At 35.6% G+C, this 17201-nt stretch carries 15 protein-coding genes; 2 read left to right on the plus strand and 13 right to left on the minus strand.

Annotated elements, in window-relative coordinates:
* Positions 1–355: 355 nt before the first annotated feature.
* Complete coding sequence (gene ccpA / locus NST98_RS06390) at positions 356–1369, minus strand: catabolite control protein A (protein ID WP_340714720.1); 1014 nt, start codon at positions 1367–1369, stop codon at positions 356–358.
* Between the two features lie 181 nt (positions 1370–1550).
* Positions 1551–2636 (minus strand): bifunctional 3-deoxy-7-phosphoheptulonate synthase/chorismate mutase, encoded by a 1086-nt coding sequence (locus NST98_RS06395; protein WP_016837078.1) that lies wholly within the window; start codon positions 2634–2636, stop codon positions 1551–1553.
* Positions 2637–2810: 174 nt separating this feature from the next.
* On the opposite strand from NST98_RS06395, the gene NST98_RS06400 reads away from it, so the two are divergent.
* Positions 2811–4967, plus strand: a complete 2157-nt coding sequence (locus NST98_RS06400; protein ID WP_340714721.1) for a cell division protein FtsA — start codon at positions 2811–2813, stop codon at positions 4965–4967.
* Between the two features lie 84 nt (positions 4968–5051).
* Here the strand turns inward: NST98_RS06400 and NST98_RS06405 are convergent, their stop codons facing one another.
* The 9 genes from NST98_RS06405 to NST98_RS06445 all read right to left on the minus strand — a co-directional run bounded on the left by NST98_RS06405 (position 5052) and on the right by NST98_RS06445 (position 14854).
* Positions 5052–5492: a YtxH domain-containing protein gene (locus NST98_RS06405; RefSeq protein ID WP_096551584.1), complete on the minus strand. Its 441-nt coding sequence runs from the start codon at positions 5490–5492 to the stop codon at positions 5052–5054.
* Between the two features lie 17 nt (positions 5493–5509).
* Complete coding sequence (locus NST98_RS06410) at positions 5510–5986, minus strand: DUF948 domain-containing protein (protein WP_016837075.1); 477 nt, start codon at positions 5984–5986, stop codon at positions 5510–5512.
* Between the two features lie 137 nt (positions 5987–6123).
* Entirely contained in the window at positions 6124–7431 is a 1308-nt protein-coding gene (murC, locus tag NST98_RS06415; RefSeq protein ID WP_340714722.1) for a UDP-N-acetylmuramate--L-alanine ligase, read from the minus strand.
* A 175-nt stretch (positions 7432–7606) separates the two neighbouring features.
* A complete protein-coding gene (locus NST98_RS06420) occupies positions 7607–10627 on the minus strand; it encodes a DNA translocase FtsK (RefSeq protein WP_445684028.1) in 3021 nt (1006 codons plus the stop codon).
* 249 nt (positions 10628–10876) lie between these two features.
* On the minus strand, positions 10877–11494 hold the full coding sequence (gene ytpR, locus NST98_RS06425) for a YtpR family tRNA-binding protein (RefSeq protein WP_016837072.1): 618 nt from the start codon (positions 11492–11494) through the stop codon (positions 10877–10879).
* Positions 11491–12306 carry a DUF1444 domain-containing protein gene (locus NST98_RS06430; protein WP_016837071.1) on the minus strand — a complete coding sequence of 272 codons (816 nt, stop codon included), beginning with the start codon at positions 12304–12306 and terminating at the stop codon, positions 11491–11493. Before NST98_RS06430 ends, ytpR begins: the two co-directional genes overlap by 4 nt.
* A gap of 111 nt (positions 12307–12417) precedes the next feature.
* Complete coding sequence (locus tag NST98_RS06435) at positions 12418–12933, minus strand: hypothetical protein (RefSeq protein WP_340705248.1); 516 nt, start codon at positions 12931–12933, stop codon at positions 12418–12420.
* Between the two features lie 110 nt (positions 12934–13043).
* Entirely contained in the window at positions 13044–13565 is a 522-nt protein-coding gene (locus tag NST98_RS06440) for a DUF84 family protein (RefSeq protein WP_340714724.1), read from the minus strand.
* Between the two features lie 215 nt (positions 13566–13780).
* Positions 13781–14854, minus strand: coding sequence for a M42 family metallopeptidase (locus NST98_RS06445; RefSeq protein WP_340714725.1), 1074 nt, complete (start codon positions 14852–14854; stop codon positions 13781–13783).
* A 225-nt stretch (positions 14855–15079) separates the two neighbouring features.
* On the opposite strand from NST98_RS06445, the gene NST98_RS06450 reads away from it, so the two are divergent.
* On the plus strand, positions 15080–15394 hold the full coding sequence (locus NST98_RS06450; RefSeq protein WP_340714726.1) for a hypothetical protein: 315 nt from the start codon (positions 15080–15082) through the stop codon (positions 15392–15394).
* 45 nt (positions 15395–15439) lie between these two features.
* Here the strand turns inward: NST98_RS06450 and NST98_RS06455 are convergent, their stop codons facing one another.
* On the minus strand, positions 15440–16300 hold the full coding sequence (locus NST98_RS06455; protein WP_340705245.1) for a YtnP family quorum-quenching lactonase: 861 nt from the start codon (positions 16298–16300) through the stop codon (positions 15440–15442).
* Positions 16301–16402: 102 nt separating this feature from the next.
* On the minus strand, positions 16403–17050 hold the full coding sequence (trmB, locus tag NST98_RS06460; RefSeq protein WP_340714727.1) for a tRNA (guanosine(46)-N7)-methyltransferase TrmB: 648 nt from the start codon (positions 17048–17050) through the stop codon (positions 16403–16405).
* Between the last annotated feature and the right edge of the window lie 151 nt (positions 17051–17201).

Here is a 17201-nt window from a genome sequence, read left to right on the forward strand (position 1 = left end):
CACTAAGTAGGTTATGAAGCGTACTTCACCTATCCGCCAGACCTCCCCGGGTAAGTACATGCACTTTCACACCATCTATCCGCCTCATTTACTCGATATGACCTTCGACAGAAAGAGCTTTGTTTTGTTTCGCAAACTCACTCAATCATACCTAGCCTTATATGAGGTTCGTGTTCCTCGGACCGGTGTTTTGCCTCCAGCTTCCTTCAGATTCCGCGTCACCACGGACACCCTTGCTCTTGGCTAACCTCTACTTCTGTCTTCGGGGTTCGGGACTTACACCCTATAGTTCATGTACATGCCGGGCGCACGAAAAAGTGTAGACAAAATCATTTGAGACTTTGTCTACACTCTTTTATTTTTTTGATTTTTCTTTCACTGAATCACGTTTTTCAATTCGATAAGGCAAAATAACATTTTGATCTTCTACTTTTTCTTTATTCAAGAATTTCGTTAATAATCTCATTGATACTGCACCGATTTCATATAAAGGTAATGCCACACTTGTTAATTGTGGTCTTACCATACGAGCTAATTTCGAATTTTCAAAACTAATGACCTCAATATCTTCCGGTACTTTTATACCGTGATCTTGTGCAGAATGAATAATTCCAATTGCTAATTCATCACTTCCAGCAAAATAGGCAGTCGGCGGATTTTCGATTTGGTTTAACTCTTTCCATGCTTCCACTCCACCGTCATACGTGCTGTCTTCAGCAACAATTAACGATTCATCCACATCTAATCCAGCATCTTTCAATGCTTTTTTATAAGCTTCTAGCTTATATTTGACGTTGATTGTATAACTTAACAGTCCGCTAACGAATGCAATACGTTTATGTCCATTCGTAATTAACATATTTACCGCTTCATAAGTTGCTTGGAAATAATCGATATTAACTGAAGGTAACTTTTGAGATTCATCAATTGAACCTGCAAGAACAATCGGTACAGGGGAATTTTCCATTGACTGAAGTAATTTCGGTGTAACTGCGTCGCTCATCATTACAATTCCATCAACTTGTTTTCCTAACATTGTGTCAAGCAGTGACAACTCTTTGTCTTCATTTTGGTCAGAGTTGGCTAAAATAATATTGTATCGATACATCGTTGCAATATCTTCAATCCCTCGAGCTGCTTCAGCATATATATTGTTTGAAATATCCGGTATGATAACTCCTACTGTTGTAGTTTTTTTGCTCGCAAGTCCCCTTGCTACCGCATTAGGACGATATTCAAGACGTTCAATCACTTCAAGCACTTTTTTACGAGTAGAAGGCTTAACATTTTGATTACCATTTACTACTCGTGACACTGTTGCCATTGAAACATTCGCTTCCCGTGCAACATCATAAATTGTAACAGTCAAAGGTTTTCCCTCCTTTTTCATTTTATTATTGTCTTCATAATACGATATTTTGCTTAATTATTTCAATACAAAGGAAAAGTTCAAAAAAATATAATATTTTAGATATAATACTAGTAAATTATCACTAAATATTCGAGTAAGAAAAAACTACCCAATCTTAGTGATTGGATAGTATAAAACATTAAGCTTTATATTCATATTGTTTCATGAATTTTTGAAGCTCTTCAAAGAATTGGTCAAATTGCTGTAAATCCATTTGTTGTTGTGAATCGGATAATGCTACTGATGGATCTGGATGCACTTCCGCCATCACACCGTCTGCCCCGATGGCAATAGCTGCTTTAGCGCAAGGCAATAATAAGTCTCGGCGTCCAGTTGAATGAGTTACGTCAACAAATACAGGCAAATGTGTTTCTTGTTTTAAAATTGGAACCGCTGAAATGTCTAGTGTGTTGCGTGTTGCTTTTTCATAAGTACGGATTCCGCGTTCACAAAGCATGATATTTTCATTACCTTTAGACATGATATATTCTGCTGCGTGCACAAATTCATCGATTGTAGCAGCTAATCCACGTTTTAATAATACTGGTTTGTTCGTTTCACCAACTGCTTTTAGCAATTCAAAGTTTTGCATGTTTCGGGCACCGATTTGAATGACATCAACATAATCCAAAGCTTCTTCAATATGAGCAGGTGTGACAATCTCAGTCACTACCGCTAATCCATATTCTTCAGAAATGCGTTTTAAAATTTTTAAACCTTCTAAGCCTAATCCTTGGAAGTCATATGGAGAAGTACGAGGTTTGTAAGCACCCCCGCGGATGAACTTTAATCCTTTAGCTTTAATTGAAGCGGCTACTTGTGCTGTTTGTTCATATGATTCTACTGAACATGGACCGAAGATGAATGTTGGCTCGCCAACCCCGATTTTTTCATTATTAATTTCAATCACTGTATCTTCTGGTTTTTTCTTACGTGACACAAGCAATTCTTTTTTCGTATCTGATTCTAATTGTTTCAAAGCCGTTTTAAAAATTGTTTTAAAGATATAATCAACCGTCATTTGATTTAACGGACCTTTATTATGCTTTTTTAATAAATCTAACATATGTCGTTCACGTAACGGGTCATATCGTGTAACGCCTTGTTTTTCTTTAATTTTACCAATTTCATTTACAATTTCAGCACGTTCGTTAATCAAACGAAGAATCTCTAAATTTAGTTCGTCAATTTGTTGTCGAAGTGCTTCTAATCTTTTTTCACTCATTCCCTAATTCTCCTCCTCCACTTAAATACAACACTTTCAGAAGACTGAAATGTATGTTACATTTTAAGATAATATCCATATTATAATCAAGAAAATTCAGAATGTCACGTTTTTAATTTAACACTTCAACTCGTTAAAGTGTATGAAGATAATAATAGAAAGGAAGCGGTTGCATTGAGTTCCAAAATATTTGCTTTAGATATCGGAACCCGGTCGGTTGTAGGAATTATTTTAGAAGAGGAAAATCAACAGTACCGGGTTGTGGATATACTAATGAAAGAACATAAAGAGCGGGCAATGATTGATGGCCAAATACATAATGTTTTATACGTGGCAGAATTAATAAAAGAATTGAAGTCAGAATTAGAAAAAAAACACGGTCCTTTAACAAAAGTGAACGTTGCTGCAGCAGGGCGTGCACTAAAAACTGAACAAGCTCTTGTGACAATTAATATTAAAAATCGGCCAATTTTTACACAAGAAGATATCAATCGACTTGAATTACAAGCTGTACAACAAGCGCAAGTTCAACTTATTCAGAGACATGAAAAAGATGAAAAAAATCATTTTTATTGTGTTGGTTATTCTGTACTTTACTACAAGCTTGATGGGCAAGAAATTGGGAGTCTTTTGGATCAGCAGGGAAATGAAGCGACAGTTGAAGTGATTGCAACATTTCTGCCACGAGTAGTAATTGAATCGCTGTTTGCTGCATTAAAAAGAGCAGATTTGGAAATGGAGGCATTAACCCTCGAACCAATTGCAGCAATTAATGTCTTAATTCCTCCAACAATGCGTCGATTAAACGTAGCGTTAGTCGATATAGGTGCTGGTACATCGGATATCGCAATTACAAATAATAACACAATTGTGGCCTATGGGATGGTTCCAACAGCTGGTGATGAAATTACTGAAAGTTTGTGTGATCAATATTTACTCGACTTCCCTGTCGCAGAATCTATTAAACGTAAATTACATACAGAAGAAATGATTACGATTCAAGATATATTAGGATTTGAACAAGAAATCCCAAGCGTGGAAATCGTTCAATCGATTGAGCCATCCATAAAACAATTGGCAACTGCCATCGGAAATGAAATATTGCGATTAAACAACCAAATTCCACCAAAAGCTGTTATGCTTATTGGAGGGGGAAGTTTAACACCTAAACTACCTGAAGAACTTTGTAAAATCTTACAATTGCCAGCAAATCGTGTAGCCGTTCGGGATATTAGTGCCATACAGAACTTAATAAAAGATGAAACCATTGAAGTAAGACCTGATCTTGTAACTCCAATCGGTATTGCGATTGCGGCTAAAAAATCTCCTATACAATATATGTCAGTTAAAGTGAACGATCAGGTTGTTCGACTATTTGAAACGAAAGAAATGACGGTAAGCGATGCTTTTTTAGCTGCGAAGATAAGTGCAAAACATTTATATGGTAAACCAGGACAAGGCATATCCATTACCATCAACGACCGGGATATTTTCATTCCTGGTGAACACGGAAATCCTGCAACGATATTGGTGAATGGTCAAGAAGCTTCAACTAAATCAAAAATTCAAGATGGGGATGAAATTACTATCATCCCTGGAGAAGATGGTAAAGATGCTCATGCTACAATTCGTGATATTATTGACCAAGCATCCACCAAAAAAATCAATTTCAACGAACAAACATATTTTGTTGAACCAATTGTAAAATTAAACGGAGAAAGAGCATCCCTCGATACTCCTATAAAAGACCGAGACCAAATTATCTTTGAACCTATTGAAACAGTACAAGACTTTTTAGAGCATATTAACCGACATGATGTCATCCAATTCCAAACGTTTTTAGTTAAAGTTGACGGTCAACCGGTATATTTACAAAAGTACAGTGGCACATTCTTATTGAATGGTAAACCTGCCAAATTAACGTACCCAATTCAAGATGAGGATGTATTAACGATACAAACCCCAACGACGATGCCAACAGTTCGAGTCGTGTTAGATCAATTAGATATTGCATTAGAAGACTCTATTACAGTAACTTTTCAAAATGAACCATTACAATTGAAAAAAACAAAATATGAAGTTCTCATGAATGGTGTAGTCGTACAGCCAACTACAATTGTGTATAACGGTGCTTCTTTACAATTGGTGAATAAAGATGGTAGCCCTTGGATTTTCCAAGACGTTTTTAAATTCTCCAACTGGCAAATGCCTCCTGATTTTAGAGGACAATTCATTATTCTTAGAAACGGAAATCCAAGCTCTTTTGACACAGAAATTTTTGGTGGCGATATTTTAGAAATTCAATTAATTGAACAACCAGCTATGGGATAACGGCTGGAAGAATGCTAAATTTTAATCTAAATTAAAAAAGCAAATTGAGAAAACTCATCGTTTTCTCAATTTGCTTTTTTCCGCTTAGATAGATGAAGGTCTAGCAATTTCTGAAATATCCATCCCATCATAAACATCATTTAAATTTTCCTCATAAGAAACCGTACCATCATCAATCACTTGTGGCGATTTTACTTTTTTGGCTTTAACTTTATCTACTAATTGAGATGACTGCTCTTTAATTTGACTTGAAAGTTGAACAGTTTTTTCTTTAGCTGTTGATGAAAGAACAAGCCCTTTTTGTCGAATATTAACTGCTTGTTGCGCAACATCACTTCGCAAATCTTTTCCTGTTTTTGGAGCAAGTAGTAATCCTACAGCAGCTCCTACAATTCCCCCAACTAATGCACCGATTACGAAATCTTTCATATTGATTGTTTCCTCCTCTCTAGTTTCATGGACTAGGGATTCTTGAGGTAACTGTTGTTTTTTTACTTCGTTATAATTTGGTTTTTCCCCTGACATACATTTTCCCCCTTTATCTACTTTTTACGGCGTTTATATTTCGTCGTACTCGTATTATCCACTACCTCCACCACTTCTTGTTGGGCTTTTCGCTGTTTCCATTTTTCTGCTATATCCATTGCCACATTGCTCCATTGAACTACTTGAGCAATTTTTTCTTCATTTTTACTTACTTCTCTCGAAATGGATTCAGTAATTTGATTAATCGAGTTATTTAAATTGTTTACTGATACGCCTATATTTTTAACTGCATCTACTACAGAATTCAGCTTTTCTGATTTTTCTGTAATATCAGCAGCTAACGTATTAGTTTTTTCTAATAGAGAAGTCGTTTCACGGGTAATGCCTTCCATTTGTTTTTCAATACCTGCAATGGTACCTGCAATACTTTTTAATATTCCTTTTAATGAGAATAATGTCGCACCAATGCTTATGCAAAGAACTAAGAAAGCGATTGCTGCTACAAGTGCTGAAATATATAGTATCACTTCCATGTTGAAGACCTCCTAGAATGATGAGTTGTTTATATAATTCGACAAAATTTTTATTATTCCTTCTTCTGCTAAAAAAAGGAGCATTGAATTAGCTCCTTTTTGAAATATGAAAAATTTTCGTATCATCTTGAAAGGAACTATGCACCCATTTGGAGTATTGATTCAAATGCCTTTTGGAACTTATTAACATCTCCTGCTCCCATAAATAGGAAAACCGCATTTTGATGTTTATTTAATTTATCAATTGTTTCAGCGTGAAGTATTTCACTACCATCAATAATGGCAGCTAAATCTTCAATCGTTAGTCTGCCATTTTGTTCACGAGCTGAACTGAATATTTCACAAAGATAAACCGAATCCGCATTTTTTAAACTATCAGCAAATTGTTGTAAAAAAGTTTCTGTTCGGCTGAATGTGTGTGGTTGAAAAATTGCCACAATTTCTCGATCAGGATATTTTTGTCTTGCTGATTGAATCGTTGCATTAATTTCTGTCGGATGGTGTGCATAATCATCAACAAGAACATTATTGCCAATTATCGTCTCAGTAAAACGTCTTTTTACTCCTTTGAATGTTTTTAGTTTTTCTTTTATTACATTTGCAGGGATTCCTTCATAATGACATAATGCAATGACTGCCAATGAATTTAAAATTGCATGGTCTCCATACAATGGAATGAAAAATCGATCATAATATTCATTACGAATATATACTTCAAAACTCGTACCTTCAGTTGATTTTTCAATATTTTTTGCTATGACATCATTCCGTTCTCCCAATCCATAATAAATCACCGGTACGTTAGCACGAATTTTTTGTAAATAATGATCATCACCACAAGCGATAATGGCTTTTTTAACTTGTAACGCTAATTCTTGGAATGCCGAAAATACATCATCGATTCCAGAGAAATAATCTGGATGATCAAAATCGATATTGGTCATCACTGCATAGTCCGGATGGTAAGCTAGAAAATGTCGTCGATACTCACAAGCTTCCATAACAAAATAAGATGCATCTTTTTTACCTGATCCAGTACCGTCACCAATTAAATAAGATGTTGGCTTAAATCCACCTATCACATGGCTTGTTAGGCCGGTGGTCGATGTTTTTCCATGGGCACCTGTAATCGCTATTGATGTAAATTTCTTTATATACTCACCCAGAAATTTATGATAACGAATAACTTCAACGCCTAATTCCTTTGCTCGTACGATTTCAGGATGACTATCAGAAAAAGCATTCCCTGCAATGACAGTCATTCCGGGTTGAATATTATCCGGATCAAATTTTAATATTTTAATATTTCTTTCTCTTAAAGGTTGTTCGGTAAAATAATATGTTTCTACATCCGATCCTTGTACCGATTCACCGGAGTCAAACAATATTTGAGCGAGTGAACTCATTCCCGAACCTTTTATTCCTGTAAAATGATAAATTGTCATGTTCAAAAAACCTCCCAGGGATTGACCCTAATGAATAAATATTATATATATGTCTAGTTTATACATTTTTAGTTAATCAAAAACCTATTACATTATAGCATTTATTTTTCATTTGTCTTGAAAAAAATTGAGAGGGGGCGGGCCCCTCTTTTTCATACGGATGCGCTTTGGGAAATCAATCGAATAATTCCGCTAAATCTGATTCTGTAATATACACTTCCCTAGGTTTACTTCCTTTTTGTTCAGATACAAATCCGTAACTTTCAAGCATTTCAATTAAGCGGGCTGCTCGGTTGTATCCGATGTGATATTTTCTCTGAATGGAAGATGTTGATGCGGAACCCTGTTCATACACAAAGCGGCAAACGTCTTCGAACAATTCATCTTGTTCTTCAATCATCTCTACTTTTTTAAGCAATTCTTCTTGTTCAAAGAGATACTCAGGCTCTCCTTGCTCTTTCACATGCTCGATAATTTCTTCAATCTCATCATCCGTAACATAAGTACCTTGCAATCGAATAGGGTCTGTCATCCCGTTTCCTAAATAAAGCATATCGCCTCGGCCAAGTAAGCGTTCCGCTCCTTGACTGTCCAAAATTGTTCTTGAGTCGATTTGGGAAGATACAGAGAAAGCAATACGAGTTGGGATATTTGATTTTATTAAACCCGTTATGACATCAACGGACGGTCTTTGTGTGGCAACGATTAAATGAATTCCACAAGCCCTCGCTTTTTGAGCAATTCGGCAAATGGATTCTTCCACATCTTGTGGAGCCATCATCATTAAATCGGCTAACTCGTCGATAACGATTAATATATATGGCAGTTTTAAACTATTTTTCCCCTCTTGTTCAACAAGTTTGTTATATCGAGGTAAGTCTCTTACACCCGCATGGGCAAACAGTTGATATCTTCGTTCCATCTCATCTACCGCCCACTTCAGTGCTGCGGTTGCTGCTTTCACATCCGTAATGACTGGACTGACGAGATGCGGAATGTGATTAAACGGTGCAAGTTCCACCACTTTCGGATCGATTAACATTAATTTCAATTCACTTGGTTCTGCCTTTAATAACAGGCTGACTAAGATTGAATTAATGCACACAGATTTTCCCGAACCAGTTGCGCCAGCAATCAATCCATGAGGCATTTTACGCAAGTCAATCGTTACTGGTTTACCAGTTAAATCTAATCCAAGGGCTGCTTCAAGAGGCGATTCCGATTGTAAGAAACTTTCACTATTTACGACTTCAGATAGTCGAACTGCACGTGAAATGCGGTTTGGAATTTCAATTCCAATGGTGTTTTTCCCTGGAATCGGTGCCTGTATGCGTATATCTTTCGCAGCTAAAGCAAGCTTTAAATCATCTGCAAGATTTCGAATCTTGCTTACTTTCGTCCCATGACTTACTGTGATTTCAAACTGCGTAACAGCTGGCCCTTGCATAATGGATTCAACATTCGCATTGACTTGGAAATAAGAAAGTGCTTCCACAAGCGTTTCCGCCTGACGTTCCATCCATTCCCGATCTTCTGTCGATTCTTCCGGTGGTGCCAAATATTCTAAAGGCGGCTTCATATATTTATATTCAATTTGATTCTTCTCCAATTGTTCAGGAATTTCAATTGGTTGGGATTCCTTTAAGTCGTTTGTCTCCTTTTTTTGCACTTGCTGTTTTTTTGCTAATTTTTCTTTATCAGACTTTAACATGATGACATTAAATGGTATTGGTTTTTTCTTAGGTTGTTCTTGTCTAATTGGATGCGATTCATTTGAGAGTTCTTCTTCTAAAGCCGGCTCATTTATCTCACTATTATTAGATAACTCCATTTGAATATCATCGGAAAGTGGTTCTTCTACTTCCTTTTGTACATTTAATAAATCTTCAATTCTATTTTGATTGTTGAAAAGTTGTGCTTCGTTCAATACCGATTCTAAACGGAGCGATTCAGAGATTTGTTGAAGACCATTTGCTTCATCCTCTTTCAACGAATCGCCTGTTTCATATTCATTTTGGAAATTGGAATGATTTATGCTCTCTACTTCATTCATCGAATTGAATTCATCTTTATCGACAGTATGTTGTGTTTCCTCTATTTGTTCACCAGTTTCACAAGCCATATCTTCATGAAGTTTCAACGGTTCATTTTGTTCCTTCTCGATTTGCTCTTGTAAGTCTTCATCATGTTCTGCTTCTAATAACGTATTCGCTTGAAGTAAAGAACTTTCAACAGTTGGTTCCACATTCTCTCTATACCCTAATGCAAATTGTTTGTTAACCTCACTCGTTGCAACTGATTCTATATCGTCAGTTGCTTCTATCGTTTTTCCATGATTATTTTCAATTATATGAGCTTCTTCTGTTATTGGTTCTGTAAGGATTAGAGGTTCATTAGAAAATTCTTTCTCTTTATCAACTATTAGATGTACATCTCCATCATTCTGAACTAATTTTTCTTCATCATATTCTTTTGTCTTTCTTGCCTCTTCAATTGTAATCGAAAATCCTTCTTTTGATTGATGGATGAATTGTTCTACTTCTTCCTTCACTTGTTCTAGCTTTTTGTCAATCTCTTCAACAACAGTAGTGCTCGCTACTTCTTCTGATGCTATAATTATTTCTTTCGACTGTTCAAGAGAAATTTCTTTTTCAGCATTCATCTCAAATTTCTGTTCAGTTTGTTCTTGTGTATTAGTATACAAAGCATTTATTGGCTTACGTTTCTGAAATCCATACACCGGTGAAGGTACATCGGTAGGAATAAATCTTTTTCGGCTTGGTTGTGGTTGACTTTTTTCTTTTACAATTGGTTGTTCCTTTTGTATAGGTTCTCTTTTAATTGTTTTCTCAATTAACCGCTCATTACGTCGGGACGTAATATCATAACTGACACTTGTTGTTTTTTTCTTATTTTGTTTTCGCATTTCTAACAGTTCATGGATTCTTGACACTTCCACATCATATACAAGTGAATTTTTATGATGTTGAGGTTCGATATTCGAAATAAAATCATTATAAGACTTTGGTTGATGAGGGGTCTGGTCCGACGCTTGTAATTCTTCGTCAGGGATTAATGGAAATCGAAATTTCGCTCGATTTTGTTCTTTCTTTTCGTATATAGGTTCTTGCCACTCATCTTCTTCATAATAGTCATATTCATCTTCAACTTCGTCTTTAAATAACAACTTATTCAATGTACGTTTGAGCCAATTCATCGATCATCACTCTTTCTAACATCATACCTTTTATAATTATATGATAATAATCGGTAATGAAGCTACATTCTTTATAGAATTACATCTTTCATATATGTATTGGTAAGCGAATTCATGCATTTGAACTATGTATTCGCCACTAAAGAATACCATAAGTTTTATTGCAGATTCTTTACATTACAATAACATTCAATTAAAAAAGGCTAGGACAAATTGTCCTAACCATGTTTAGAGTGTAGAAGGGATTTGAAATGCTGAACCAATTTCAGCGTCCTCTTCTAAAACTAATATACCTTTTTCTTGAGGAGCATTTGGAATTGCTAATTCTCTAGCTGAACAAATCATGCCATAAGAATCTACACCACGTAATTGAGAAGGTTTAATTACCATTCCTGAAGGCATAACCGCGCCAATTTTGGCAACTACCACTTTTTGACCTGCTTCAACATTTGGTGCTCCACAAACGATTTGTAATACTTCATCCCCTACATTGACTTTACAAACACTAAGCTTATCTGCATTTGGATGTTTTTCCTTCTCTTCCACATATCCGACAACAAATTTTGGTGACAAGTCAACGTTTATAGTTACCTCAACATTATTTTTATTTAATGCAGATTGGATTTTTTGAACAAGCTCCTCTGTTACTTCCACATTACCATTCACATTCAATTCAACATATTTACTTGCATTAAATAAATTAAACCCTTTCACTTCACCAGTTGTTTTTTCTTTGATAAGAGCTACATCCCCTACTCGCTCTACTGATGGGGTTACAACTTCCTCAGTTGTAAGTTGAACTAATAAAACATCGCCAACATGTTCTTTATTGTACGCTACAATCATTGATCTTTCGTCTCCTTTTTTATTCGATTTTTTGCTAATATGAAAATCGGCGTCAGCTCTCCATTATCATATACGAAGGATAGTGATGTAATCGGTACACGGCCAATTGAAAAGAAATGCATCGTCATTTGGGCTAGCACATCATAACCTGTTTCATTTCGAATATCCCCAATGATTAGCACGTCTTGATGAGGTACGGAAATTGTCATATCTCCTTTAATTTTTTCCCTCATCTCTTTTAAAAAGGTTTCATTTAATATGCGGCTCGCATCATAGCCATCGTTTTCATTAACAAAATAAAATATGTTTCCTGCTACTTCATCTTTTTTTACATTCGTTGACAACTTTTTTACTGAAAAGCGGGCTATTTCCCGGATTTGTTCACCAGTAGCATTTAATTTCGAAAGCATTGACTCATCAATTAATCGATAAGTTGTTCCTAAATCCAAAGCATAAAAAATGCGGGTTTCTGCCGTGTGATCTGACGTAATGAAGGGATGCCCCTCTTTCGATTTCAATGGGAAAGAAGTGGAACGAATAATTGGGAAAATGTTAGATAATTGATGTATTTCTTCAGCTTGCTCTTTTTCCATCGCAATAAAAGTCTGTTCAATCGTATAGACTACATCTTCTAACGCTTGTTCTTTTCTCTCATTATATTTTGCGATAATCTCAGGAAGATTAATATCCATTCCTTTTCCAAGATTTTTATGATCTAAACGTAATTTATTATCTTTGCGATTGTACGAGTAATTAAACCTTTCAATACCTAATCGTCTTTTTAACTCTTCTACAAGCTGCTCAGGTTTCACTAAAATCACTTCCTTATGTGCACAAATAAACGGCTCACTTCAGTGAACCGTTTTAATTTTCATACATTTATTGTATCAGAAGAAACATTGGACAGTCGATTAGTATGAATTTTAGTACAGTACTTCTACTGAACGAGCAATTAACATCATTTCTACTAACTTATTATCCATATGCTTATTATTGGATATCGTAGAAACTTTTACACCACCGCTACTAGCAATCAGTTCGAATTGCCCTTCATCATGTTCCAGTACCATTGTAAATCCAAAAGCACCATCTAGTTCAACTGGTTGCTCTTTTACTATTTTTTTCGTTGAATTATTTTTCAATAAGTCATAGTGAAGCTGACTATCTTCTTTTTCATTAACATTCACAAATAAAATATATTTATCTTTTCCTTTTGATAGTATGTAATTGTTTTCATCAACTGTTTCTTTTATGCTATATCCTGATGGCAAGTATAACTCGATTTGTCCAATCTTTTTATTTGGTTCTCTTGGCGATTCTTCAAATACTGTTTGTGCACTAGCTACACCTATATTGATTTGCTCTTCTACGGATTTTCCACAACCGGCTAATCCAAGCAACGATATACAGCTAATGGTTAATAGTAACCATTTTTTCATTTTTCATTTCACTTCCTTTACCCATACTACATTTTAGTAGGATATCGAATAGAGTGCAATCTTAAAGTCTAATTTTAGAATAATAGATAAAAAATAGGAAAATTTAATCATTATTTCTCCTTTTTTGTAAAAAGATATTGTCCAATCAATAATGTAACGATATGTTCAAACATTTCCTTACGATCAACCAAATTCGCTGTTAATACGCCAATTGCTCCTTTATGATGGCGCGTATCTTTTTCATTCGTATACTCATCCATAACAGGACCTAACTCTTTTCCCGCGCGTAGTTTTTTTGCAATTTCTTCAGGCAACATAAATTGTGCTCCAGCTGCAGTTAAAACTTGACCGTTTTTTAATGCCAGTGCACCCCAATTGCAACAATACATGATTCCATCTATTTCACGAACTCCGCCTTCAAGACCAAAATTCAATTCTGCCCCCGTTGCTTCTAACGTATTTAAAGCACGGTTAATAGCGCCTTGTCGGGTTTCTTCATCAGAAAATGGTTGGGATGAAACATTTGAAGGAACATCCACTTCTAGAAATTCAATATCATCAAAATATGTATTCACTACGTTTTGCACCGCTTTTACTTTTGCACGGTTATGTGTTCCAATTGCTATTTTCATGTTGCACCCTCATTTCTCTTTACTTTATTATGTTCTAGTTATTTCATAGAAATTCATTACATTGTTTTTACAGGTATGTTACAGAAACAACAAACTGTTGATTTTCGCTACATGGGGAAGCGAAAGGGCAGGAACACCGCCGCCTTTCGCTCATATCAACAAATAGAAATTCATTTGGACAAATTCCCCATTATATAGAACAAAAAGAAATCTTTTTAAGGATTTTGAAGAATTGTATCGACAGTCGTACGATCTAATGTTCGAATTAGCTTAACTAATAGTTCTTTCGCAGCTAAATAATCGTCAATATGAATTATGGATGCAGATGTATGAATATAGCGAGAACAAATGCCAATAACCGCACTTGGAATGCCGCCGTTCATCGTATGAACTTTTCCAGCATCTGTACCACCATGTGATACAAAATATTGATAAGGAATTTGGTTGGATTCTGCAGTGTCTAATATAAATTCTCGCAATGTGCGATGAGTTACCATCGTCGGGTCGTATATTCGCAATAATACGCCTTTACCTAACTGGCCGAATTCCTTTTCACTTGTCATATCATTTGCAGCCGAGGCATCTAATGCAAAAAATAAATCAGGTTGAATCATGTAAGAGGATACTTGTGCACCTCGTAGCCCTACTTCTTCCATGACATTGGCACCAGAATAAAGATGATTCACCATTTTTTCATCTTTTAATTCCTTTAAAAGTTCGATGGCTAGTCCGCAACCATATCGATTATCCCAAGCCTTTGCCATTATTTTTTTCGGATTGGCCATTACGGTAAATGGACAAACTGGTAAAATGGATTGTCCAGGACGTATCCCCATGTTAATGACATCTTCTTTACTGTCAGCTCCGACATCAATGAGCATATCTTTAATATCCGTTGGTTTCTTACGTTGTTCTTCTGTCAATAAATGAGGTGGAGTAGATGCAATCACTCCGGGTATTTCTCGTTCATTTGTATAAATTATCACTCGCTGCGCAAGCAATACTTGACTATTCCAGCCCCCTAACGTTTGAAAGCGAATCATTCCACGGTCGGTAATGCTCGTTACCATAAAAGCTACCTCATCCATATGACCCGCTACTAAAATTTTGGGCGCATCCTTTTCTTCCGACTTGCGCAAGCCAAAAATTCCACCTAAATTATCTTGTACAATTTCGTCTGCATATTTTTCGAGTTCTGAACGCATAAATGCTCGCACTGAATGCTCATTTCCAGGTGCCCCTGGAAGTTCCGTCAATGTTTTAAATAATTGTAAAGTCTCTTCATTCATTCGGAACACTCCCTCATTATTTACTCGTTCTATTTTAACATAATCAATTGAAAACGTTGGAAATTAAGAAAGGTTTGTTCTAAACGAAAAGATTTATTTAATTGGATCCTTAAAAAAGGGAAATCTAAGTTATTTATAGAAAAGAGTATATATTCGATTTATCCTGCTTTCAGAAGACTAAAAAAATGATTTCATGATAAAATGGAAATTAGGAGGGAAAAGTTAATGAATTTACGTGATTTTATGTTAGGTGTAACAACCGGTTTAGCTGCGGCAGTCATTATAAAAGAAGCTTCAGAACGTATACAACCGTTTATGAATGCAAATCAAGTATTGGAAAATATTAAAGAGGAATTTAGAAAAGAAAGCCCTATCGATGGTTCATGGATTTATATGAAGCCTGAAAATTATCATAACGGGGTTATGACAATCCCTGTTTATCGAGGCGGTATTTCAAGAGTATTAGATGGTGAAGTGGAAAACTTTGAATTTGCAGCGGATGCTCGTTCAGGAGTAATCGTTGAACTAAAGAAAGCATAAACAATGCTTTAAAATAAAAAAGATGGGATGCCCCATCTTTTTTATTTAAAATTGAATTTTCGCTTCTTTACTTCTTTTCAATGAATCAATTATGTCTTTCCCTGATTCATCCCACTGTACCATACGATAATACGCATCGTGATAAAAAATAAATTTATATCCATTCGTATAAGCTTCTTTTAATAGCTTCTCTTTAGCAAAAATGCTTGTCATTGGATAATCATCATATGCCATTACCCATAGAGGGTTTTGATGGGCATGAGTTGGCATAATGTCCGCCATATGAATTAACGATTCGCCTTTTTGCTTCAATTTCACAATGGCATGTCCGTCACTATGGCCGCCTGTATGAATCATTTCAATTCCTGGTGCAACTTCAATAAAGTCAGTAAAAGTAACAACTTGGTCTTGAATCGGCTCCCAATTTTCCGCCCAGTACGTTGCTTTTGAACGAATATTCGGATTGCGCATTTCATCCCATTCAATTTGGGAAACATAAATTTTGGCTTTTGGGAAAGTGGAAACCAATTCGCCCCCTTCATATTTCGTCAATCCACTGGCATGATCAAAGTGCATATGGGTCATCAAGATTCCATCAATATCCTCAACTGTCAAACCTAATTTTTGTAAGCTCTCTTCAATATTTGACTGTTCCGTTACACCATAGTTGCGGATTTGCTTTTCATTTAATTTATTTCCAATTCCGCTGTCAATCATATAGTTTTTTCCATTATATTGAATGAGAATTGGTTCACAGGCTAGTTCGATTTGATTTTTTTCGTTTACTGGGTATTTTCTTGACCATAGTGGTTTTGGAACAACCCCAAACATGGCACCCCCGTCTAGTGACGTTACGCCACCATCTAACCATGTCAATGTCATATCGTGAAACTGTAGTTTGTCCATCCATTTCTCCCCCTAAAATATGAAAATGTCTATGAAATCAATTGAAACTTCAATTGGAATTTATCAAAAAATGGTGAGGGAAGTTTCAATAGATTATCAAAATTATTTCTTTACAAACTGAGCTTCTAATCGATAAATCGGCTGACCTAAAGAAGAAAACTTTTCTTCATACTCAGTTCGTATATTATCTTCTGGTTCATTTGCATGTAAATCTAAAGAAACATCTTTCAACTTCATGCCATATTGGGACATTGATACCAATGAATATTCAAAAAGCCCTCGGTTATCTGTTTTAAAGTGGATTTCACCTTCATCTATCAAAATCGACTCATAGATTTTCAAAAACTTTTCATGAGTCAATCTACGTTTTGCATGCCGTTTCTTTGGCCAAGGATCAGAGAAATTCAAGTAAACGCGATGTACCTCATTTTTTTGAAAAATTTTCTCCAATTCTTCTGCGTTCACTCTCAATAATCGCAAATTGGGAGGCGAACCTGCTTCCAACGCTTTTTGTAATGCTTTTACAATAACTTTATCAAATAATTCGATCCCAATATAATTAATTTCTGGATTGGCTTGAGCCATGCCAACAATAAATTGCCCTCTTCCTGAACCGACTTCAATATGCAGCGGGCAATCATTTCCAAAAAGCTCATTCCACTTCCCTTTATATTCTTCGGGATTCGGAATCACCATTTCAGGATGTTGTTGAATAAATTCTCGCGCCCATGGTTTATTACGTAATCTCACTTTATACCCTACTTTCTATGTGTTTCATTCATTTTACGTATGCAAACGATGTTTTTTTAAAATAACTGTTTTCTATTTATAGAATAAATTATTATGTAACAATTACAACCGTTCATAAAGAAATTAATTTTTCCAGGAATGGAGATACTCT

Source organism: Ureibacillus sp. FSL W8-0352 (assembly GCF_038004345.1).
GTDB lineage: Bacteria > Bacillota > Bacilli > Bacillales_A > Planococcaceae > Ureibacillus > Ureibacillus thermosphaericus.